Raw genomic sequence first — 22,340 nt, forward strand, 5'->3', positions numbered from 1 at the left:
CCCCGTCTATTTGCTCTCTACAATCGGTGGCTGAACTTGGCGATTTAAAAAGGCGATTCCCGCGTCAATGGCGCTACCACGCAGCAGAAAGCTGGCAAAATGACCGTAGCCACGCTGTAAGTAAAGCTCGCTTTCAGTGCCCTGAGCCTGGAGTGCTTGATAGAAGTCAGTAGCGTGATCAACGGGCACTAGCTGATCCCAACTGCCATGAAACAGAAAAAACGGTGGTGCCTGAGGGGTGATTTGCCGCGCAGGTGAAGCCAGCACATAGGCCTCTGGTTTTTCGGCGCGGGTGCCGCCAATAAAGTCGACCACCAAGCGGCCGTCATCAAACTTCAGCAGATCACTGGGTAGACCGCCGACCAACACCGCTGCTAGCTTTGTGTGCTCGCCACCATAGGGGTCGCCAAGCGGGCCTTCATCGCCAGCCAAGGCAAGCAGGCTTATCAAATGTGCGCCAGAAGAAAAGCCAACGCCCACGATGCGGTCAGTATCCACTTGCCAACGCTCAGCGTTACTGTGAATCCAGCTCATCGCCTGTTGCAAATCATGTAGCTGTTCAGGGAATCGGTACTCGGGAGCAAAGCGGTGCTCAATATTCACTGTCACATATCCCTGCTCTGCTAACTGCTCAGCAATCGCCTCCATGTCGTCAGGTCCACGGTTGCGCCAGCCACCGCCATGCACAATGAGTGCAGCTGGTCGACGCTCTGCGTCTGACGCATTCGGCAATAGCACCTGGGCGCTCAATGTTTGTGCCCAATCATCAGGTGTATAACGTTTGGAAGGTAGTCGAGTAAAGGTCTGCGGAGTGTTCAGCATCCCCTGCTCAATGGCAGGTAGGCCCTGGCTGGCTTGATGCGTTGCACCGCAGCCACTCATCAAGAGAGTCAGCGCGCTTACGCCCAGGTATCGACGCATAATACGTAAATCCAGCATGTAAAATTCCTCAATACTCCCCCCTCAATACAGTTTTTAATCACAGGTCTTCTTAAATCCAGTTCTTAAATCCAGTGAGCCCCCACCCAAGTGATTGTGACCGTGTAAGCTAAAATAAGGTCACGGTTGTTGCACACTTTGTGCAAACGTTTTACACCAAGCTCCTAGATACTGACATCGATAAACTGCCACTTTTTAAAACGTTTCGAGGTCTATTATGAACATGACATTACGTCAATTATTTGCTCCTGCACTACTTGCCGTTGCACTTATGCCTTTAGCCGTCAGTGCCAATGCCGGTCACCACAACAGTGCAGGTATTGACCGCGAAGCAATGCAGGAACGCATGGAAGAGTACCGCCAAGAAGCTTATCAACGCGCCGGTTTAAGCGAAGAGCAGCAAACTGCCTTAAACGAAGCACACGCTGAACACCGTGATGCCATGCTGTCGCTGCGCGAAGAGCACCAAGCACAGGTGGCCGAGATCCTAACCGAAGAAGAGCAACAAACTCTGCGCGATGCCATGCGCGAGATGCATGCTGAGAGACATGGCGAGCGTCGCCAGGGTGAAGGAGCTCATGGCAAGCGCGATCATGAGCGTCGTGGACACCACAGCGAACCTGCAGAGGAAAGTGCGGCAGAGTAAGCGTTTATTAAACGTCAAACCCTGCTCTAACGCCCGGCCTAGCCGGGCATTTTTGTTTCTATACTCCTGAAAAGCGCTTTATCCGCGGGTCTGAAAGCTTCCCGTCGACTTGAAGTGAGCACATAAACCGCGTATTTTATTTGAACGTTCATTCAAAAATAACGCTGTTTTTAATTCTTGTCTTAACAACAGGAGTCCGCCTCCATGGCGAAAGACAACCCCAACCTCCCCTCACGCGACCGCCTCAATCCCGTGGTTTTCCACGGGAGTGTGGCGGGAATTCTCCTTTTCTTGATTCTTACCATGCTGTTTACCGAACAGGCCGGTGCTTTCTTCGATGCTGGGCTTGCCTGGGTAAGTAAAACATTCGGCTGGTACTACATGCTGGCGATTGTGGCTTATCTGGTATTTGTGGTGATTATTGGCATGTCGCGCTTTGGCAGCATTCGCCTTGGCCCAGATCACTCTCGGCCTGAGTTTTCGTTGCTATCGTGGTCAGCCATGCTGTTTGCTGCAGGTATCGGTATTGACTTGCTGTTTTTCAGCGTTGCTGAACCGGTCGCCCACTATCTGGCACCACCTGATCTAGCGCCTGAAAGCCAAGAGGCCATGCGTCAGGCCGTCGTTCAAACCTATCTGCACTGGGGGCTTTCCGGCTGGGGGCTGTACGTGTTGATGGGTATGGCGCTGGCCTACTTTAGTTACCGCCATCGCTTGCCACTGGCGATCCGTAGCGCTCTCTATCCAATTTTAGGCAAGCGTATCCACGGGCCAATCGGTAACGCCGTAGACATTACCGCTGTTGTCTCCACTGTATTCGGTATCGCCACTAGCCTGGGTATTGGGGTGATGCAGCTCAATTACGGCCTTACCTACATGTTTGGTGTGCCTGAAACCCTCACCGTGCAAGTGATTTTGATCGTCCTGGTCGTGGTGTTGGCAACCATTTCTGTGGTGACTGGCGTCGAGAAAGGCATTCGCCGTCTTTCTGAGTTCAACATGCTACTCGCGCTAGCCCTGATGCTATTTGTACTCTTTTCAGGCGATACCCTGGTCCTACTAGATAAAGTGGTCAATAACGCCGGTGACTACCTTTCTGGGTTTGTGGGTGCCAGCTTTGACACCTACGCGTTTGCCGATGAAGGCGCCCAAGAGTGGAAAATGTGGTGGACGATCTTCTTCTGGGGCTGGTGGATTGCCTGGACACCGTTTGTCGGCCTTTTCTTGGCACGTATTTCACGTGGCCGTACCATCCGCGAATTTGTTGCTGGAGCGTTGTTTATTCCGCTGGCCTTTATGATGGTCTGGATGTCGGTGTTCGGTAACAGCGGCATTGAGCTGGTGGCCAACCAAGGTGTGGTCGAGCTGGGTGAGCAGGCACTCAACACTCCGCAAACCACGCTTTATACACTGCTTGAGTACTATCCTTACGCAGGTCTTACTGCAGCCATAGTAACAGTGCTAGGCATTGTGTTCTTTATTACCTCTGCGGACTCCGGTGCGCTGGTACTGGCCAACTTCACTTCTATTTTGAGTGACGTTAACCATGATGCGCCGATCCGTCTGCGTATTTTCTGGTCGGCAGTGATTGGCTTGATCACCATCGCCCTGTTAATGGCTGGCGGCTTAAACGCTCTGCAAAGTGCCGTGGTGATTACCGCCCTGCCTTTCTCATTGGTGATTTTCGCCGTCATGGTGGGAATGTATAAAGCCCTAAAACTGGAAGGCAGCAAAGCCGACGCACGTCGCATGATTGCCGGTGGCGCACCCGGCGGCGACTGGCGCGAGCGTTTGGATCGTGCGCTGGATACCTCTAACCGTGCGGGTGCCGCGGCAACCATTCAACACTCTATTCGCCCAGCGATGACGCAATTTGCCCAAGAACTTGAAAGCAGAGGCCAAACCGCCAACGTTACCGAAGAGCATCTTGATGGCGAGTCGCTTCCCAATCTGACGCTGCAGGTTGACCTGGGCGATGCCACTAGCTTTGTCTATCAAGTATGTCCGCACCGTATGCGTACACCCAGCTTTATACCTGCGGATGATGACTTCTATGTCCGCTTGGACGTGTACTTAGCTGAAGGCGGTCAAGATAAAGACTTGAACGGCTATACCCGTGGTCAAGTGATTGGTGATCTCGTGGCAGAGTACGAACGCCATCTACACTTCCTTACTCTGGCAGGTCAACAGATGGGCCATGTGCAAGCAATGCCCGGCACCATCGGCGAACCGCCCGAAGATTCCCAGATGTAATGGCGTAAGTCTTTAAGTGAAAAGAGAAATCCCAGCTACGTGCTGGGATTTTTTTATGCCCGAAAAACGCCCTGATGACGCCCCTCACAACTAACGCCATATTGTGAGAATCACTGGGCAGGCGTAACGTAAAACTTTGTTTTCCCACTTGCTTGTTTTCCCACTTGCTTGTTTTTCAACTTTATTAGGAGACTTGCCTGATGGCCCGCGCTCACCGACCTTCGGGATACGCCTTTCCAGTGCCGGGCAGTGCACTACTTAGCGCTTGGCGCGAAGGATACACGCTTGCCAAATTGAAACGTGATGTCATGGCGGGGCTAACGATTGGTGTGGTAGCCGTCCCACTTTCTATGGCGCTGGCGATTGCCACTGGCGTGCCGCCCCAACACGGGCTTTATACTGCGATTGTCGCGGGCGCAGTGATCGCTTTGACGGGTGGCTCGCGTTTTAACATTTCCGGCCCCACCGCCGCTTTTGTGGTAATTCTATTTCCTATTGTCGCCAACCATGGCCTGGGCGGACTGCTGATCGCCACACTGATGGCGGGTGCTATTTTGGTCGCACTGGGGCTTTCTCGGTTAGGCAGTCTGATTCAGTACGTGCCCTACCCGGTTATCCTCGGCTTTACGGCGGGCATCGGGGTAGTCATTGCGCTCCTACAACTACCTGACTTTCTTGGCTTGGCCGGAGTAGAGCTAGGCGATAGTACCCTGCATAACCTAGTACTGATTGGCCAAGCGCTACCCACTCTTTCCCCCGCAGAAATCAGCGTGGGAGTTGTTACCTTGGCAACGCTGTTAATCTGGCCCAGATTGAATACCCCGATACCTGCGCCACTAGTTGGCTTGGCGGTAGGTACCCTGGCTGCCGCACTACTAGTAATGAGTGGCGTTGAAGTCGACACGATCGCCTCACGGTTTAGCTGGGAGTTCCAAGGTGAAAGCGGTAGCGGCATTCCACCCTTTGCACCTAGCGTTGCTGCACCCTGGCACTTTCCTGGCGCTGACGGCGCACCGCTTGAGATTAACTTCGCGCTAATTCAAGCGCTGCTTGGCCCAGCGCTAGCCATCGCGTTACTGGCGGCCATTGAATCACTGCTCTGCGCCGTCGTGGCAGATGGCCTAACCCGCACTCGACATGATCCTAATGCTGAACTGATTGGTCAGGGGCTGGGCAACTTAATCGTGCCCTTCTTTGGCGGCATTACTGCCACAGCAGCGCTTGCCCGCACGGCGACCAACATCAAAAGCGGCGCCTTCTCACCTCTCGCCGCAGTAGTTCATTCGCTGGTGGTGCTACTCGCGGTAGTCGCGCTGGCAGGCGTTCTGGGACATGTGCCTATGGCGGCCCTGGCTGCGCTACTATTTATCATCGCCTGGAATATGAGCGAGGCACGACACTTTGTGCATACACTGAAAAGTGCCCCCGCTAGCGATGTGTGGGTGCTGGTGATCTGCTTTGGGCTAACGGTACTTTTCGATATGGTGATTGCGGTGGCTGTCGGTATTGGCTTGGCCGCCGCCTTGTTTATTCGCCGCATGGCACAGTTGACCCACACTCAACGCTTAGACACACCCGATAAAGACGCGCACTTCCCACCGGAAGTCGCCCTTTACAAAATTCACGGCCCACTATTTTTCGGCGCCGCAGAAAAGGCGATTGCCACGCTACGAGTAATTGATCACAGCGTGCGAATTATCGTTCTGGATATGCGCGCAGTTCCCAGTCTGGATACCACGGCCATGGTGGCGTTAGATACGTTGCGCCGTGAGCTTAGCGAACAAGGCGTAGGAGTGATGTTTGTTGGGCTGCAGCCGCGCCTGGCACTCAAAATTAAACGCGCGGGCATTAAGCGTGAAGTGGGCAAATTAGCGGTCGTGAGCAATCTTGCCCATGCCGAGCGTATGGCACAACGCTGGTTGGAAAAGAAAGATTCAGTGGGTATTGAATAGACGGCAGGGAATAAAAGGGGGAGCTATCGTCTCCCCCACTTGCTCGCTCAGCTCGCCATATCCAGCACAATACGGCCTTCTATCTTGCCGTCGATCATACGTTGGAAGACGTCGTTGATATTGTCTAGCGTGTCGGTCGCCACGGTCGCTTTGACTTTGCCTTCGGCGGCGAAATCCAGCGCTTCTTGAAGGTCACTGCGCGTCCCCACGATAGAGCCACGAATGGTAATACCGTTAAGCACCGTGCTGAAGATCGGCAGTGGGAAGTCACCCGGAGGCAAGCCATTGAGCACCAGAGTGCCACCACGGCGCAGCATGTTTTGCGCTTGATCAAACGCCTTCGGCGATACCGCTGTGACCAGTGCCCCATGGGCACCACCAATGGTTTTCTTCAGATACGCCGCCGGGTCGGTTTTCATCGCGTTAACCGTTACAGTGGCACCTAGCCGTTCGGCTAGGGCTAATTTACCGTCGTCAATATCAACAGCCGCGACGTTCAGCCCCATCGCTTTCGCGTACTGCACCGCCATGTGCCCCAGGCCGCCGACGCCTGAAATAACCACCCACTGGCCGGGGCGGGTATCGGTCATTTTCAAGCCTTTATAAACCGTCACTCCCGCACACAGAACCGGGGCTATTTCAATGAAATCAACGGCGTCCGGCAGACGCCCTACATAGCCCGCATCCGCCAAGGTATAGTCGGCAAACCCACCGTTGACCGAATAACCGGTATTTTGCTGGGATTCACACAGGGTTTCCCAGCCGCCTAAACAGTGTTCACAGTAACCACAGGCTGAGTACAGCCAGGGCACGCCAATACGATCGCCCTCTTTGACATGGGTAACGCCGTCACCCACCGCCACGATATGCCCAACGCCTTCGTGCCCTGGAATAAACGGTGGCGAGGGTTTTACCGGCCAATCGCCGTGTGCTGCATGTAAATCGGTGTGGCAAACGCCAGAGGCCGCCACCTTCATCAGCACCTCACCCCGCTTGGGACGAGGCACGTTTACTTCTTCTATCTCTAGTGGCTGGCCGAATTCGCGTACGACTGCCGCCCGCATTGTGTTATCCATGATGCAACTCCTGATGGTTGTCGATGTGGCAACTTGTGGTTGCTCTTATCGTTACAGTAAGCGTCAGAGGAGTAGCAAAACGCCCGGCAATGGCCGGGCGGTATCACTGCAGAATAGTGTATTAGAAGAAACCTAGCGGGTTAATATCGTAACTCACTAGCAGGTTCTTAGTTTGCTGATAGTGCTCAAGCGCCACTTTATGAGTTTCGCGACCTACGCCTGATTTCTTATAACCGCCAAACGCAGCATGGGCAGGGTACTGGTGATAGCAGTTGGTCCATACGCGACCTGCTTGAATGCCACGCCCCATACGGAAGGCGACATTGATGTCACGGCTCCATACGCCGGCACCCAGGCCGAACTCGGTATCGTTGGCAATGGCGAGCGCTTCTTCTTCATCTTTGAAGGTGGTAACAGCAACCACAGGACCAAAAATCTCTTCTTGGAAGACGCGCATCTTGTTGTTGCCTTTGAGCAGTGTCGGCTGGATGTAGTAGCCGCCATTGATGCTGTCATCCAGGCTCTCTTTATCACCGCCAGCAAGGAATTCAGCGCCTTCGTCACGCGCGATATCCATGTATGACATGATTTTATCGAACTGCTCTTGTGACGCCTGAGCGCCTACTTGCACGTCGGTATCCAGCGGGTTACCACGCTTGATTGTTTTAGTCCGCTCAACCACCTTGGCCATAAACTCGTCGTACATGCTCTCTTGAATCAACGCACGAGAAGGACAGGTACATACTTCGCCTTGGTTGAAGAATGCTAGCACTAAGCCTTCGACGGCTTTATCAATAAACGTCGGCTCTGCGTTCATGATGTCAGCGAAATAGATATTGGGCGATTTACCACCCAGCTCCACTGTCGAAGGAATAATATTTTCTGCGGCACATTTAAGAATATGCGAGCCAACCGGCGTCGAACCGGTAAAGGCAATTTTGGCAATACGCTTGCTGGTGGCGAGTGCTTGGCCTGCTTCTGCGCCAAATCCATTAACGACGTTTAGCACGCCGGGAGGCAGCAGGTCGCCAATAACCTCCATAACTTTCAATATCGAGGCAGGAGTTTGCTCAGCTGGCTTCAGTATGACGCAGTTACCCGCGGCAAGGGCAGGGCCAAGTTTCCAAGCAGCCATTAGAATCGGGAAGTTCCAGGGAATAATTTGACCAACAACGCCCAGCGGCTCATGGAAGTGGTAGGCAACAGTGTTAGCATCGATATCCGCAGCCGTACCTTCTTGTGAGCGCAGGCAGCCAGCAAAGTAACGGAAGTGGTCAACAGCAAGCGGAATATCCGCATTCAGGGTTTCACGAACCGCTTTTCCGTTATCCCACGTTTCTGCGACAGCCAGCATTTCAAGGTTTTGCTCGAGGCGGTCGGCAATCTTAAGTAGGATGTTACTGCGCTCTTGAACGGAGGTTTTACCCCAGGCAGGCGCTGCTTTGTGAGCTGCATCTAGCGCTTTCTCAATGTCTTCAGCGCTAGAGCGGGGAATTTCGCAGAATACTTGGCCGTTAACAGGACTGATATTATCAAAGTACTGGCCGTTGACCGGGGGAACAAACTCACCGCCGATATAGTTGCCAAAGCGTTTTTCAAAGGACACAACGGAACCAGCATCACCCGGGTTGGCGTAGATCATGGTAAAGCTCCTGAGTATTATGATTATTAAATAAGGTGCCTACCCAGTGTTAGCTACACACGCCATTTACGATATAGCCCGATGGCAGGACGCACCCTCATCCCTTGGTAGGAGACGCCATGTACTCGTTGCTAGTGGCAGATGACCATCCGCTGTTTCGCGAAGCACTACACGCGGTGATTAGCGCTGGTTTAACAGATACTCAACTGCTGGAGTCGGACAGTTTGGCGGCGGCTATTCACACGATAGGCACCCACGATGAGCTTGATCTGCTGTTGCTCGATTTAAGCCTGCCCGATGCCGATGGACTAGAGGGTCTGACAATACTTCGAGAAAGATTCCCATGGCTCCCCGTCGCTATTGTTTCGGCACATCAGGAGCGCCAGTTGGTGTTAGATGCCATTACCCAAGGTGCCGTAGGCTATATTCCGAAATCAACTCCCCGAGAGCAGCTGTTAGCAGCACTCAACCAAATTCTTCAGGGGCAACTTTATCTGCCTGCAGATATTATGCGCCAGCCGCCCCCACGCATGGAGTCATCAGCGTTGACGCCTTCGTCGGAGGTATCCCGCGAACGGCTAATACGCTTAACCGACAAGCAGTTAGATGTATTGGGTTGCATGGCTCAGGGGATGTCCAACAAACAGATCGCACGAGAACTGTTCATCGCTGAAACTACCGTTAAAACGCATGTCTCGGCTATTTTACGCAAGCTAGGTGCAACAAGTAGAGTGCATGCCATCGTCATCGCAGGTGAAGAGGAGCTAGGCGCTTATCTTGCCAAACGAACCTCTTCCACCTAACTGCCGACTTCCCGTTAAGTGGAATTCTCTAAGAGCGTTCCCAGTAGCATCTTTAAACGAAGAGGCTTAAGCGGCTTTAACAAACAGTGCATACCTGCTTCCCGGGTGGCCCGCTTCAAGGCTGCCTCATGGTTGGCAGTGATGACTACGGTGGCCAACCCTGGGTAGCGTCGACGCAATCTTGCCGCCAGATCGATCCCATTTTCGCGGTGATCCCCCAGGTGATAATCCACCAACAGCACAGCCGGGCGCTCACCGTCACTCGCTGCTTCCAGCGCACTCACCGTAGCGGCTGCCCTCACCCGACACCCCCAACTGCCCAGCAACGCCTGCATCCCTTCTATAATCGCGGGATCATCATCAATCACCCATATGACACAGCCTTGTAGCGGATCGTGCTGCCAACGATCAGATCCAGGCAACGCTTTTGGCGCATACGCAACGGGCGATGCGCCCGCGCTTGGGGCTGCATTAGGTGCTGGCACAGAAAAAGGGACCAGCACAGAAAAAAGCGAGCCACGCCCAAGCTGTGAAGTAAGCGACACCGGGTGCTCTAACATAGTGCTGATACGATCTACGATTGCCAGTCCCAATCCAAGCCCTCGGCTGTGGCCACTTTGGGACTGGTTGGCGCGGCGAAATTCTAGAAAAATCGCCTTACGCTGTGGCTCTGGTATACCCGGCCCAGTATCGCCCACCATAATTTCAAGACCGTTGGCGCGTCGTCGACAGCCAAGCAGTAAGTGACCATGTTCGGTATAGCGCACAGCATTGCTGAGGAAGTTGCGCACGACACGCGCCAGCAGCGCTAGATCAGATTCGACCACGACACTCGACGGTACATAGTGAAGCGTCAGCCCACGTACGGCGGCCACTTGCCGATACTCTTCGGCCAAGGCATCTAACAGCGTGCTTACCGCAAACGGTGCTTTATCCGCGTGAAGCACGCCGGCATCCAGGCGGGAAATATCCACCAATGTACCTAAAAGCCCTTCAACATCTTTTAACGAACGCCCTATGTGGCCTACCAAAGCCTGGGAGGCCTCGGGGAGCGCATGCGTTTCTAAGGCACTGGCGAATAACCGTGCGGCGTTTAACGGCTGAAGCAGGTCATGACTGACCGCCGCTAAAAATTTCGTTTTGGAAAGATTGGCCGCCTCTGCTTCGGCATTCGCCGCCAGCAGTCGTGCATTTACTTGGCTAAGTTCATCTAATGTGCGATGAAGTGCGTCGGTGCGTTCGCGTACTTGCTCTGCCAGCAGCACCGAGCGCTCAAACGCTGCATAAGGGGCGCTGTTAGGGCTTGCTCCGGACTCCACACGCTCCATCAGCGCCTGGCAAACCTTACGCAAACGGCGGTTTTCCTCGCGCAGCGTGGCATTATCCGCCGCAGTATCGCTATCCGCCGCTAGTTGGAAGAGCGCCAAAAGCCACCCCCGTAAAGGTTTGATTTACGTGCATGCCATGATGATGTTCGCCGTAGGTATTAAACCCCACCACTCGTGCCTGACGAAGCAGCGCTGACGCCTGATCCAACTGCTGCAAGGACTCAAGCGCCATACGCCTTAAGAAACAATCACAGCCTATAATCGAAGGTGTTGCACCCAGGCGTTGTTGCACGCGCTGTAGCATCACCTCTAGATCTAAGAGTAACGGCGCAGGCCGCATCGCGGTGAGCACAATGCCCGTTTCTACCGCACAGTAAAACGTTAGGCTAGCATCTTCATTCACGCGTTGTATTGAACGAATATAGTGTTGGCCGCCGATATAAACTGCCAGCGGGTGCTGGGCAAAAATGGATGGCGATAGCGCATCAACAGAACAGCCGACTAACGCTGCATACACGTCAGCAGCAGGTAATCCGTTGAGTTCTAGCACTCGGCGCTGCTCCCGGTCAGCCTCTGTTACCACCAATTTATGGGCAAGCGGCTCAAGATGGTGGGTAGAAAACACCTCAAACGGGAGCCGCGTGTTAAGCATTACCACCACGGCCGCGCGGGTATGAAAATGCCCATTCGCATAAACATGGGTATGGCTAAGGTGATTATCATCACCGGCCGAGCCGCCAAAGCTGGGAATACGTCCAAGAGCAGCATCTAAGGTTGCTAACACCTGTTCTTCACGGCTGGACAAACCATCTAGTAACGTGAGGGCAAAGCTATGCTCGTTCACGGGTGCAACCGCCTGCTGTCGGCAACGCTCCAGCAAAGTGTCGACGAGCGGTTGTGCGCGGCTAAGGTCAAAGTGTTCAAGGTCGTCTACCAGTGCGGTTTCGATTGCAAACACGCGACTATCAAAACCTATCGCAACCACAGAGCCTCGGTCATAGCCTAGCGGTGTAATCTCGCCCGCCGTCGTGCAACCACTCATCGGCACCTTATCAAACGCACCGCCAAGGGCAGCTGCTAGTTCCTCTAACGGATACTCTGCACTGCAAAAAAACAGCACAAAACCTAAGTGCTCATGGCCTAGCTGCTGAGCCAGTTCACCGGCGGCTTGAAAGGGATTTAGCTGGTTGCTGGCAGCGATCTGAATACCGCTATTCTTCGGTGCTATCGTCACGGCGCCATTTCTCCAACGCTGCATGAGTTCGCGAAGCGGTTTGCCTCAACAGATTCATGGTTTCAGTAAAATCTTGCGGTGAAGACGCGCTGTTACTAGCGATTATTTCGAGCCGTTTAGCCTCAGCGGCCAAACGCTCTGCCCCCACACCGAGCGATTCGCCGCGCAGCTGATGTGCTAAGCGCGCCACTTGCTTGGCTTGCTCCGTTGTCAGAAATTCCGCGTTCCTTAGGTAAGCAGCCAACTGCGCAGAGTAATCACTCACTTGCTGGTAATAAAGCATGATGAGCTGATCGACACTTTCAGCTCCCAGTGACATAACCAGGGACTCTAGTGTTGCATGGTTAAGGAGTGGCTGTAACTCTTGCTGCTCCTGATCTAAAGGCAACGCCGACAAGGAATCTGGGCGCGAAGCCGTAAATAGCTGCAGTGACAGCACATTGCTAAGGGAAAGTAGTGATAGTGGTTTGGTAATGTAATCGTTCATTCCTGCTGCTAGACAGCGCTGACGAACATCTTCCACGCCGCCAGCCGTCATGGCCACAATCGGCACGTTAGCCAGCCAACCGCCTTGAGATCGAAGCCTTTTGGTCACGGTGATGCCGTCAATATCCGGTAGCTGGATATCCATAAAGATAAGGTGCACCTGCTGAGCCTGCACCATGTCCAGTGCATCTTGGCCATTTTCAGCACAGACGACATCACATCCAAGGCGCGACAGCAGCCCAGTGGCAACTTTACGATTGACGGCATTGTCTTCCACAAGTAGTAGGGAGGTGCCTGTAAAATCCTGCGTTGGTTCGGGCGGCAATGGAGCGGTGACGGGGCTGGCTTCTACCAGGGGCAATTCGCACCAAAATGTGCTGCCCTGCCCAGGAGTGCTACGAACCCCTAATCGTCCTTGCATGGCTTCGCTTAAGCGTTTACAAATCGCCAAACCTAGTCCAGTACCACCGAATCTGCGCGCAACAGACTCATCCGCTTGTTGAAATGGCTCAAACAGTGACGCCTGTTGCTCCTCATTTAAGCCACAACCGGTATCACAAACTTCAAATAACAGGCTCTTTACCGTGGAATAAATACGTATATTGACTCTACCATGGTCAGTAAATTTAATAGCGTTTGTGATGAGGTTAAGCAAAATCTGGCGCAATCGGCTGGCATCGATCATTACCCATGCCGGTACTAAAGGATCAACATCTAACGCTAACTGCAGGCCTTTTTCCTTAGCGCGAGGCTCAAAAAGCGATATAACGCTGTCGACTAATGGTTTAAGGGCGGTGGGCGAAGTTTCAAGCGTTAGGTGCCCCGCTTCAATCTTTGAAAAATCAAGAATTTCATTGATCATCGCTAACAACTGATTAGCGCTGTCATGAATCGTACGAGCATAGTCTTCTACTTGCGCAAGGCTAGATGGTTCACGCAGCAACTCACTCATACCAATAACGCCGTTGAGCGGCGTGCGAATTTCATGACTAACCATTGCTAAAAAGTCAGATTTAGCGTGATTCGCGGCCTGTGCCTGCGTGGCAGTGATTTCTAGTTGATGGCTAAGTTGCTCTTGCTCACGACGAGCGGAGGCGCTTTCTCGCATTTCACGCACCAGAAACACAATTACCAGCAATACAGCGAAACTCATTCCCACCAATAACGACATTAAAAGCTTATATAAAATATTTAATAGCGCGCGCTCTTCAGTAGCAGACTTCGCTAGATAACCATTAATAGCGATAACAAATCGCTCTGTCAGTCGAGTTAGCACCAACAGCTCTTCCTCTAGCTCAGCAATCGGCAGCTGAGGCAAAGATGCATGAGGTTCAAACATGGGATCTAGCGTATCTAGCTGCTGCTGAATTTGAACTAATAACGCTTTTGCCATACTGATGTTGTCTAGCAGCAGGCTCACCTCGCCCTCTTGTAACAGCGTTATTCGACTATAGAGCAGTTCGAAGTGCAGGTTCAGATCGTCCTGATCGGAAGGTGAAATCGGGCCACGGGTGGCCGCAAGCAAGTGGTTGAATAGCTGAATCGCATCGCGATCAAGCTTATAAACAACCCAAGCCGTATCTTCTCTCAAACTTTGTGTCAAATTATCCTGACGCCAAGCCGCTAACGCTGCCACTACCAAAGCTGCCGCGAACAGCAGGACGGTAATCATAGCAACCACTTTAAAGCGACGCGGATAACGCAGCAGGCGGGGAGCCCGAGAAAGAGATCGGCTAACGGACATTTATCTGCATAACTTGCCAAACAGCTCTAAAACGCATTTTTTCACTCAAAAGAGCCTCATCTTGGCTGAAAGGATAGAGCACCCACAAAGGGCCATACTCACGGATAGGAATGCTTTGCCCGTTCCGCTCTAATGCTAGGATCACATCGTACTCATAAAAGTCACTGATCGGAATTTCTGCTTCGAACCCGTTTAATGCAGAGACATAAACGCTATTTTCAGAGCTATTTCCAGAGCTATTTCCAGAGCTATTTCCAGAGCTATTTTCAGAACCAGGCAGCCCGACATGCTCTAATAATGTTCGCATCAGCGGTCCGCTATAAGTACTACTACCTTCGGTCCACGGCGTGCCCGTTTCAAAGGAGTGCTGTGGCAAAGCTTGTAACATATCACGATCAAAGCGCGCGCCCTGGGTTGCGTTGAAATGCGTGATGTCACCGCTGATTGTGAGAATAACAGGCCCTTCGGGCATATCAAGGGAGGCATCTGTCCGCGCATGGCCCGTCACGGGAATACTGAGCGCCAGCATAATCCACCCCAGTAAAAACGCTTTCACAACGCTTACCTCACGACACAATGTCTTGAAAATAGAACCGCTTCTGTCAACTATCAAGACAGGCAGGACTCTGGATAAAAAAGAGATAGCGCAAAGGTTACGCTATCTCTTTTACATAGTCAGGTTAAGTATGTTTTTACTTAACAGCTAGATTGAGGCCCACATTTCAGTGCTCTCTAACCGCTAGGTCTCAAGTTTTTCGACTGGTTCGAAGCGCACCAAGTCTTCATAAGCATGCCATGTTGCGTGGCCTAAAACGGGTAAAATGAGGGCCAAGCCAATGTAAAACGTAAGCACACCGATAAGAACGCAACCTGTCAAAATAGCGGCCCACAGCAGCATGGGACGGAAGTTTTTGGCAACACAGCGCACGCTAGCTTCGATACCCTCCATAAAGGTAAGATCCTGATCCATTAGCGTTGGGATAGCCACTGAGCTAATCGCAAACGCACCGAAAGCGAGAATACCGCCCGCTACTGAACCTACTGCAATCATGCCTAAGCCTTCAGGCGTGGTAAGGAGTGATGTGTAAAGGGTTGCTGGACTAGGTACTTCAAAGCCAAAGAACAACGCGAACAGCAGCGTTGCAAGGCGAATCCAGGCGAGGAAGAAAATCATCATCATCACGCCCATCATCGCCAACTGGCCTGCGTGCGGACGCCAACTGCCGAAGGCATCGCCAAGGTTAGGAACCCTTCCCCGCTCAAGAGCAAGACTAATGCCATAGGAGCCTACCGCCACCAGTGGCCCAATAAACATAAACCCAGCGATCATAGGTAATAACCAGTACCAATAGCCGAGTGTTATTGCCCCCGCCGTAATGGCTATGCTTAATCCCACCCAAAACATACCGTAGGTTAAACTGATAGCAGTTGCGCGACGAAAGTCCTCAAACCCCGCGGCAAGCCATGCACGCGGCCGATCCATTCCCACCTTATTAATAGTGATTTTCACATTAGGCATATCTGCTCGGCCGTGCGTTTTTGTTGTAGCTGCATTCATAGCATGACTCCTTAGATTTACCCCAATGCAGTGGTGGCTTTTAAACCCCATTCAGATTGAGATCGAACTTGCCCAATACCCTGAAAAAGTTGCCACATGCATGAGTTCGTTAACCATGGGTTAATGGCTTAACGTATCTTTAATGTAGCTGAGCAATGACAAGGTGGGGCTGTCTAGCTGCATCGCGTACAAAAAATCCTGCTTTCATGCTATTAACGCCAATTTATTCGATGCGTTAGCCAGCGTTAATATAACCTCACAAACAAAAACTCCAGGCCAAATGGCCTGGAGTTCGCTTAACAAGCAACTCGGTACTAAAACGTCAGCGCACGATCATTACCGATACCTTGGAGTGATGAACCACATGTTCAGCGTTAGGGCCCAAAACGTAATCTACAAATTTACGCTTGGTATGTGATGCCATAACGATAAGATCCACATCCAGTTTTTTACCAGCCTTGATAATCCCCTCCCATGGGGATCCATTCACAATGACACTTTGCACCTGAATGTCCTCAGGCACTTTCTCCTTAATGAAGTCATGAAGTGCATCGGTTATCGCTGCATGCGCCTTTTTAGCGAAGTCCTTGGGAAAATAGGAACCCACCATAGGCATACGGTAATCCGGCAGTACCGTAACCACATGTAGCGAAGCACCAAAAGTACGACATAACGTCAGGGCTGTAGGCAACGCCTTTGACCAAGAAGCTTCCTCATTCAAGTCCACCGGCAACATGATCTTGCTGTACATGGCATTCTCCTTCATGCGGTAGCAGTAGCTGACGTGTTATTACGACGCCGACGCTGCATCAATACAATCAGCCCAAAGACCAGGAACGCAGGAATCCACATCAGCTCTTTGATCCAACGGTCAACTGGGGCCAGCACCTCGATGATTTCTTGATCGAAGTCCAGGCCAAGGTCCGCTGCCGTACTGCCGAAGGCCACCATGTCGACCACTGCCCTCTCATCTTCGATCAGCAGCTCAAGCCCCAAGTTCTCCAGGCGTTCCTCACCCGTCTGCCCTTCAGGCACAGGCAGGATCATGTAAGTGGTAAGCGGGTCACCGAAGTCATCTTCACCGCGGATCTGCAGTCGCAGCGTGCTCTCCTCGTCGACAGCACCCAGCGTCTGGACGAATTGTGATGGCGGCACCGACTCATAGGGATCATGGATCATGTCCATCCAGAACCCCGGGCGGAACAGCGTAAACGCAACCAGCAGCATCAGGATCGATTCATACCAGCGGTTACGCACGATCATGAACCCTTGGGTGCCAGCTGCGAAGATCAGCATCGCGATCGTCGATATAATGAAGATCAGGATGCCCTGCAGGAAGCTCACATCGATCAGCAGCAGGTCGGTGTTGAAGATGAACAGGAACGGTAGCGCCGCGGTCCGCAAGCTGTAATAGAAGGCCTGGAAACCGGTCCGTATCGGGTCTCCCCCCGAGACCGCCGCTGCCGCGAAGGAGGCAAGCCCCACCGGTGGTGTCACATCGGCCATAATGCCGAAATAGAACACGAACAGGTGAACGGCGATCAGCGGCACCAGCAGACCGTTCTGTTCACCGAGCTGCACGATCACCGGGGCGAGTAGTGCCGACACCACGATGTAGTTGGCGGTGGTGGGCAGCCCCATGCCAAGGATCAGGCTGAGCACTGCTGTCAGCAGCAGGATCAGCATCAGGTTCCCCATAGAGAGGATCTCCACCACATCGGCCAGCACTAGACCCACACCAGTCTGGGAAACCGCGCCAACGATGATGCCGGCTGTCGCGGTGGCAATGCCGATGCCGATCATGTTGCGAGCACCAGTCACTAGGCCACTCCACAGATCAAGGACACCCGCACGGATATCCTCGGCCAACTCGCTCTGTCCGCGGAAGATTGCCGTGATGGGGCGCTGGGTCAGGATAATGAAAACCATGAACACCGTGGCCCAGAATGCTGACAGCCCAGGCGACAAGCGCTCCACCATCAGACACCAAACCAACACGATCACCGGCAGAATGAACTGCAGCCCGACCATCACTGTTGGTCGCGTCTGGGGCAATTTGAAGATCGGCTCATCCGGATCATCGAGTTCGAGCTCTGGGTAGCCTGCAGCCACCTTGAGCAGTGCGATGTAGATCACCGCCAGGGCCACACTCACCACCCAAGGCGTGGCGGAGCCCAGAACGGGTTTTAACCACCCCAGGCCGTAGTAGACTACCAGCGCCGTCACCATCATCAGCAACAAACCGCCCAAAAAGCCGATCACCTTACGCACCAACGGCTTGGGAGGGTTGCTGGTTGGCAGACCCTGTAGGTTGGCCTTCATGGCCTCGAGATGAACGATATAGATCAAGGCGATGTAGGAAATCAGTGCCGGCAGAAAGGCATGCTTGATGACCTCCACATAGGAGATGCCGACATATTCGACCATGAGGAAAGCTGCGGCCCCCATCACAGGGGGCATGATCTGCCCGTTAACAGAGGAGGCTACCTCGACGGCACCCGCCTTTTCGGCGGAAAAACCGACGCGTTTCATCATCGGCACGGTGAAGGTACCTGTAGTCACCACATTGGCAATCGAGGAGCCCGAGATCAGGCCGGTCATGCCCGATGCCACCACAGCGGCCTTGGCCGGCCCCCCCTTGTAGTGGCCCAGCAACGAGAACGCCACCTTGATGAAATAGTTGCCGGCACCCGCCTTATCGAGCAGGGCACCGAAAAGCACAAACAAGAATACGAAACTAGTCGATACCCCAAGGGCGATACCGAATACCCCCTGGGTAGTCAGCCATTGGTGATTAACCAGACCAAAGATACTGACGCCACGATGGGAAAGAATGCCTGGCATGTAGGGCCCGGCAAGGGAATAGATAATGAAGATCGAGGCAATGATCATCAGCGGTGGCCCAAGCGCTCGACGCGTTGCCTCAAGCAGCAACAGGAGCCCCGCCACCCCAATGATCACATCCTGTAGGATCGGTGCCCCCGGTCGTTGAGATAACTGTTCATAAAACATGAACATATAGGCACCACAGAAGGCAGCAGCCGAGGCCAATACCCAATCCTGAATGGGAATGCGGTCGCGCGGTGAACGCTTTAGCGCTGGATAGGCCATATAGGCCAGAAACAGTGCAAAAGCTAAGTGGATAGAGCGAGCTTCAGTGGCATTAAAAACACCAAACCCCAAAATGAAGGGCACTGGAGAAGCGATCCACAATTGAAATAGAGACCACGCCGCTGCAATGCTTACAAGAAGCTTACCGGGCATGCCGCTCGGTTTACGGGCTCCCGTGTCACTGGAGGCTACCATATCCTCCAAGTCTACTCCGGCTCCCGAAGGTCTATTCTTATCTTCAGTCATATGCCTGCCCTTCTCCGAGACGATTGACGCATAATTGCCATATCGAAATGCCCTATAAACATTCTAAACTAAAATGCGCGGTACCCTGGGGTAGCCGCGCATTTCTTACCAAGGTAACAGTACGTCAAGCTATACGGTTACTCGATCCAGCCCTGTTCACGGTAGTAACGGGCGGCACCTTCATGCAGTGGCGCCGACAGACCAGAGGTCACCATGTCTTCGGGGTCGAGGTTCTCGAAGGCCGGGTGCAGGCGCTTAAAGCGATCGAAGTTATCGAATACCGCCTTGACGGTCTGGTAGATGATGTCTTCATCGGTCTCAGCGGTGGTCACGAAGGTCGCTGCGACGCCGAAAGTTTCGACGTCTTCGTCATTACCTTTGTACAATCCACCTGGAATGACTGACATGGAATAGTACGGGAACTCGTCAACGATTCCCTGAACCGTCTCATCGTTGAGAGGTACCAGATGCGAATCAACGGTGGTGGTCGCTTCCTGGATGGCTCCATTGGGGTGACCCACGACATAGGCCATAGCGTCGATGTTGTTGTCAGCAAGCGCGGCAGCCATTTCGGCGGCATCAAGTTGAGACGCTAACGAGAAAGAGTCCTCGGTCCAACCTTTCGCCCTCATCACCACTTCCATGGTGTTGCGCTGCCCAGAGCCTGGGTTGCCGATATTGACGCGCTTACCTTCCAGGTCATCGAGTGTTTCGATTCCCGAGTCAGCACGCGCAAGCAGAGTCAAAGGCTCACCGTGTACACGGAATACCGCGCGCAGGTCTTCATAGGCCTCGCCTTCGAAATTGCCGGTGCCATTGTAAGCTTGGTACTGAACATCCGACTGAGCGACACCCATATCCAATTCGCCGGATTTGATACCATTGATATTGGCGACTGAGCCACCAGTAGAAGGTGCATTACATTTGATGTCTGCGTCTTCCAGACGGTTCACCAATCGACAGATCGACTGACCGACTACGTAGTACACACCTGTTTGGCCACCGGTACCGATAGTGATGAAGCGTTCCTGTGCAACCGCAGGAGATGCAAACGTAGCGGCCGCAATCAGCGCGCCGGAGAAGGCGGCAGTGGAAAATACATGGCGTTTCATGGACACACCTCTTTATCTTGATGTTGTGAGCGTTATTCGCTTTAACTCCACCTGCTGAACGGTTCCCTCAGGTGTTTTTCTGCCAAAACGTTTTCAAGACAATCTGTTATCAACGCCGACTAATACAGCCGACACTTACTACTTTAGCGAAAAAAAACATACTTGGCGAAATACACGGCAAGTCATTACCGATATAACGCCCATACACATCCTAGTGCTTGCAATTAAGTCCTACTGTTCAACAGATAAACTTAATGCTTAGAGGCAATGCACACGGTAGATGGCATTGCCTACCACAAGCAGCTCAGACAACATACTTAGATTACCGATGAATTACGTTTAGTTACCGTTAATAGCCATGCCGTATTCGCATAGCGTATATCGGATTGAACATCTTATGACGAATGACGTCAGGCATAGGTGTGTTAGACGTTATAACCAAGTACAGATGGCAACCACAGCGCAATACTTGGAAAAATGGCCACAAGAGCAAGCGCACATCCCATCGCCACAACAAATAGCAATGCCCACCCTAAAGTCTCTTCCAAACGGATTTTGGCAACCTCTGTGGTTACCATTAAATTCACCGCAACCGGCGGGGTAAATTGACCAATTGCAATGTTCATAGCTAGCAGAATGCCGAACCAAACCGGGTTCCATTCAAAGTGCTGCATGACGGGTATCAGCACTGGCATCATGATGAGATAGATAGAAATAGCGTCAAGCAGCATGCCAGCGACTAATACTGCTAGCATGACCAGCACCAACAGCAAAACACCGTTGTCCGTTAAGCCAATAATCCACTCTGCCAAATGACGAAAAGTCCCCAGCATTGTACCAGCCCAAGCAAAAATTCCCGCTAGAGCGATAATCAACATCACCACTCCAGAAATAATCGCGGCCTCTCCTAACAATTCCCATAGGTCACGTAACGAAAGTTCTTTCGTCAAAAACAACCCCACGATGGTGCCATAGGCAACCGCTACAACGGCGGCTTCTGTTGGAGTAAATAAGCCTGAGCGCAGCCCCCCTAAAATAAGCACTGGAGCAAACAAAGCGGGCAACGCTTGCCTAAACGTCGTACGCACGGTCAAGGTTTCAGCACCTGCTACCGGTGTTCCTTCCCAGCCGTAACGCTTAGCAACGATCATCGCAGGCACCAGCAGCGCTAGCCCTGCCAAAATGCCTGGAAAAAGTCCTGCGGCAAATAACGCGCGCAGATCGACACCGGGCACCACAATCGAGTAAAGAATTAGCGCCACGGAAGGCGGGATTAGAATAGCGGTGGATGCCGATGCGGCAATAAGGGTTGCGGAAAATGGCTTTGGATAGCCCGCTTTTGTCATGCTTGGCAGCATTACCATAGCCACTGCCGCCGCATCCGCCGGGCCTGACCCACTCATGCCCCCCATAATCATGCACACCAGCACCGCGACCAGCGCCAGACCGCCATGACGAGGCCCAATAAGTGCCTGAGCAAAGCGTACCAAGCGTAACGCCACACCAGAGCGCTCAAAAATCAGTCCTGTCAGTATGAATAGCGGTATCGCGATTAAAGGGTACTTGGCAATGCTGTTATAGGTATTGGTGCCTAGCGTCGCCAACATATCTGGCGAAAGCCCAGCCACAATACCTACCGAGCCAGCTAACGCGAGCGAAAATGCCACGGGCACACCCGATATCAAAAATCCGGCAAAGGCAAGAATCATCCAAATATCAGGCGTCATTATCCAGCCCTCCGTTTAGTCGATCTCGGGTTTGCTGAACGAGACGCCATACCATGGCAAAGGATAATATCGGAAGCCATACTAAGTACCACCACTGAGGCAACCCTAACCCCGGCGATAGCGACTCCCATTGGTACTCTTGCCAGGCTAGCTTTCCACCATACCAAGTGATCAAGCCCAGAACGGTTACCCCACATAGCGCTTGAAATAGAATAAGTGCGCTGCGCCAGCGCCCAGGTAGCGCCCGCTCCAAAAAACCAATACGAATATGACGGTTTCGCCTAAGCGCCACCGATGCCCCTGCGAAGGTAAGCACCACCAGCAAAAATACGGAAAATTCTTCGGTAAACGAGAATGAGCCGCCAGTCAGGTAACGTGTGACCACATTTCCCAAACTAATCAACGAAATAATAATAAGTGACAGCGCGCCCAGCCAACGTTCAGGGCGTGCATCGGGAAAGCCTTTCATGGCAGCCTCACAAT

Annotated in this window: 17 protein-coding genes; 4 read left to right on the forward strand and 13 right to left on the reverse strand. The window is 52.7% G+C overall.

What is annotated here, in order from left to right:
- Positions 1 to 6 precede the first annotated feature (6 nt).
- Positions 7 to 939 carry an alpha/beta hydrolase gene (locus J4377_RS14340; protein ID WP_198348923.1) on the reverse strand — a complete coding sequence of 311 codons (933 nt, stop codon included), beginning with the start codon at positions 937 to 939 and terminating at the stop codon, positions 7 to 9.
- Positions 940 to 1,156: 217 nt separating this feature from the next.
- Here J4377_RS14340 and J4377_RS14345 point away from each other — a divergent pair, with 217 nt between their 5' ends.
- From J4377_RS14345 to dauA, 3 genes are all read left to right on the forward strand, one after another.
- Positions 1,157 to 1,585 (forward strand): hypothetical protein, encoded by a 429-nt coding sequence (locus J4377_RS14345; protein ID WP_319618655.1) that lies wholly within the window; start codon positions 1,157 to 1,159, stop codon positions 1,583 to 1,585.
- A 204-nt stretch (positions 1,586 to 1,789) separates the two neighbouring features.
- Positions 1,790 to 3,838, forward strand: coding sequence for a choline BCCT transporter BetT (gene betT, locus J4377_RS14350; protein ID WP_038477818.1), 2,049 nt, complete (start codon positions 1,790 to 1,792; stop codon positions 3,836 to 3,838).
- A gap of 200 nt (positions 3,839 to 4,038) precedes the next feature.
- Positions 4,039 to 5,790 (forward strand): C4-dicarboxylic acid transporter DauA, encoded by a 1,752-nt coding sequence (gene dauA / locus J4377_RS14355; protein WP_253486020.1) that lies wholly within the window; start codon positions 4,039 to 4,041, stop codon positions 5,788 to 5,790.
- Positions 5,791 to 5,837: 47 nt separating this feature from the next.
- Here the strand turns inward: dauA and adhP are convergent, their stop codons facing one another.
- Together adhP and J4377_RS14365 are read right to left on the reverse strand one after the other, a co-directional pair.
- Positions 5,838 to 6,866 (reverse strand): alcohol dehydrogenase AdhP, encoded by a 1,029-nt coding sequence (gene adhP, locus J4377_RS14360; protein ID WP_174412708.1) that lies wholly within the window; start codon positions 6,864 to 6,866, stop codon positions 5,838 to 5,840.
- 121 nt (positions 6,867 to 6,987) lie between these two features.
- Positions 6,988 to 8,508 (reverse strand): aldehyde dehydrogenase family protein, encoded by a 1,521-nt coding sequence (locus J4377_RS14365; RefSeq protein WP_009721344.1) that lies wholly within the window; start codon positions 8,506 to 8,508, stop codon positions 6,988 to 6,990.
- A gap of 119 nt (positions 8,509 to 8,627) precedes the next feature.
- Here J4377_RS14365 and J4377_RS14370 point away from each other — a divergent pair, with 119 nt between their 5' ends.
- Complete coding sequence (locus J4377_RS14370) at positions 8,628 to 9,311, forward strand: response regulator transcription factor (RefSeq protein WP_089039695.1); 684 nt, start codon at positions 8,628 to 8,630, stop codon at positions 9,309 to 9,311.
- 14 nt (positions 9,312 to 9,325) lie between these two features.
- Here the strand turns inward: J4377_RS14370 and J4377_RS14375 are convergent, their stop codons facing one another.
- The 10 genes from J4377_RS14375 to J4377_RS14420 form a co-directional block, all read right to left on the reverse strand.
- Positions 9,326 to 10,738, reverse strand: a complete 1,413-nt coding sequence (locus J4377_RS14375) for a hybrid sensor histidine kinase/response regulator (protein WP_253486021.1) — start codon at positions 10,736 to 10,738, stop codon at positions 9,326 to 9,328.
- Positions 10,710 to 11,897, reverse strand: a complete 1,188-nt coding sequence (gene nosP, locus J4377_RS14380) for a nitric oxide-sensing protein NosP (protein ID WP_370687189.1) — start codon at positions 11,895 to 11,897, stop codon at positions 10,710 to 10,712. Before nosP ends, J4377_RS14375 begins: the two co-directional genes overlap by 29 nt.
- Positions 11,851 to 14,103: an ATP-binding protein gene (locus J4377_RS14385; protein WP_253486023.1), complete on the reverse strand. Its 2,253-nt coding sequence runs from the start codon at positions 14,101 to 14,103 to the stop codon at positions 11,851 to 11,853. The genes nosP and J4377_RS14385 overlap by 47 nt, the downstream gene beginning before the upstream one ends.
- The gene (locus J4377_RS14390; protein ID WP_370687205.1) at positions 14,093 to 14,632 is read right to left on the reverse strand and encodes a molybdopterin-dependent oxidoreductase; all 540 of its coding nucleotides are present in this window, start codon (positions 14,630 to 14,632) and stop codon (positions 14,093 to 14,095) included. The genes J4377_RS14385 and J4377_RS14390 overlap by 11 nt, the downstream gene beginning before the upstream one ends.
- A gap of 210 nt (positions 14,633 to 14,842) precedes the next feature.
- Complete coding sequence (locus J4377_RS14395) at positions 14,843 to 15,661, reverse strand: DUF2189 domain-containing protein (protein ID WP_198348919.1); 819 nt, start codon at positions 15,659 to 15,661, stop codon at positions 14,843 to 14,845.
- A gap of 322 nt (positions 15,662 to 15,983) precedes the next feature.
- Positions 15,984 to 16,412, reverse strand: coding sequence for a universal stress protein (locus tag J4377_RS14400; RefSeq protein ID WP_038477844.1), 429 nt, complete (start codon positions 16,410 to 16,412; stop codon positions 15,984 to 15,986).
- Between the two features lie 11 nt (positions 16,413 to 16,423).
- The gene (locus tag J4377_RS14405) at positions 16,424 to 19,018 is read right to left on the reverse strand and encodes a TRAP transporter permease (protein WP_095604039.1); all 2,595 of its coding nucleotides are present in this window, start codon (positions 19,016 to 19,018) and stop codon (positions 16,424 to 16,426) included.
- A gap of 137 nt (positions 19,019 to 19,155) precedes the next feature.
- Entirely contained in the window at positions 19,156 to 20,130 is a 975-nt protein-coding gene (locus J4377_RS14410; protein WP_038477850.1) for a TAXI family TRAP transporter solute-binding subunit, read from the reverse strand.
- A gap of 425 nt (positions 20,131 to 20,555) precedes the next feature.
- On the reverse strand, positions 20,556 to 21,857 hold the full coding sequence (locus J4377_RS14415; RefSeq protein ID WP_198348917.1) for a TRAP transporter large permease: 1,302 nt from the start codon (positions 21,855 to 21,857) through the stop codon (positions 20,556 to 20,558).
- Positions 21,847 to 22,326: a TRAP transporter small permease gene (locus J4377_RS14420; protein ID WP_038477856.1), complete on the reverse strand. Its 480-nt coding sequence runs from the start codon at positions 22,324 to 22,326 to the stop codon at positions 21,847 to 21,849. The genes J4377_RS14415 and J4377_RS14420 overlap by 11 nt, the downstream gene beginning before the upstream one ends.
- Positions 22,327 to 22,340: the final 14 nt, after the last annotated feature.

This window comes from Halomonas sp. XH26 (genome assembly GCF_024138895.1).
In the GTDB taxonomy this organism is placed as follows: Bacteria; Pseudomonadota; Gammaproteobacteria; order Pseudomonadales; family Halomonadaceae; genus Vreelandella; species Vreelandella alkaliphila.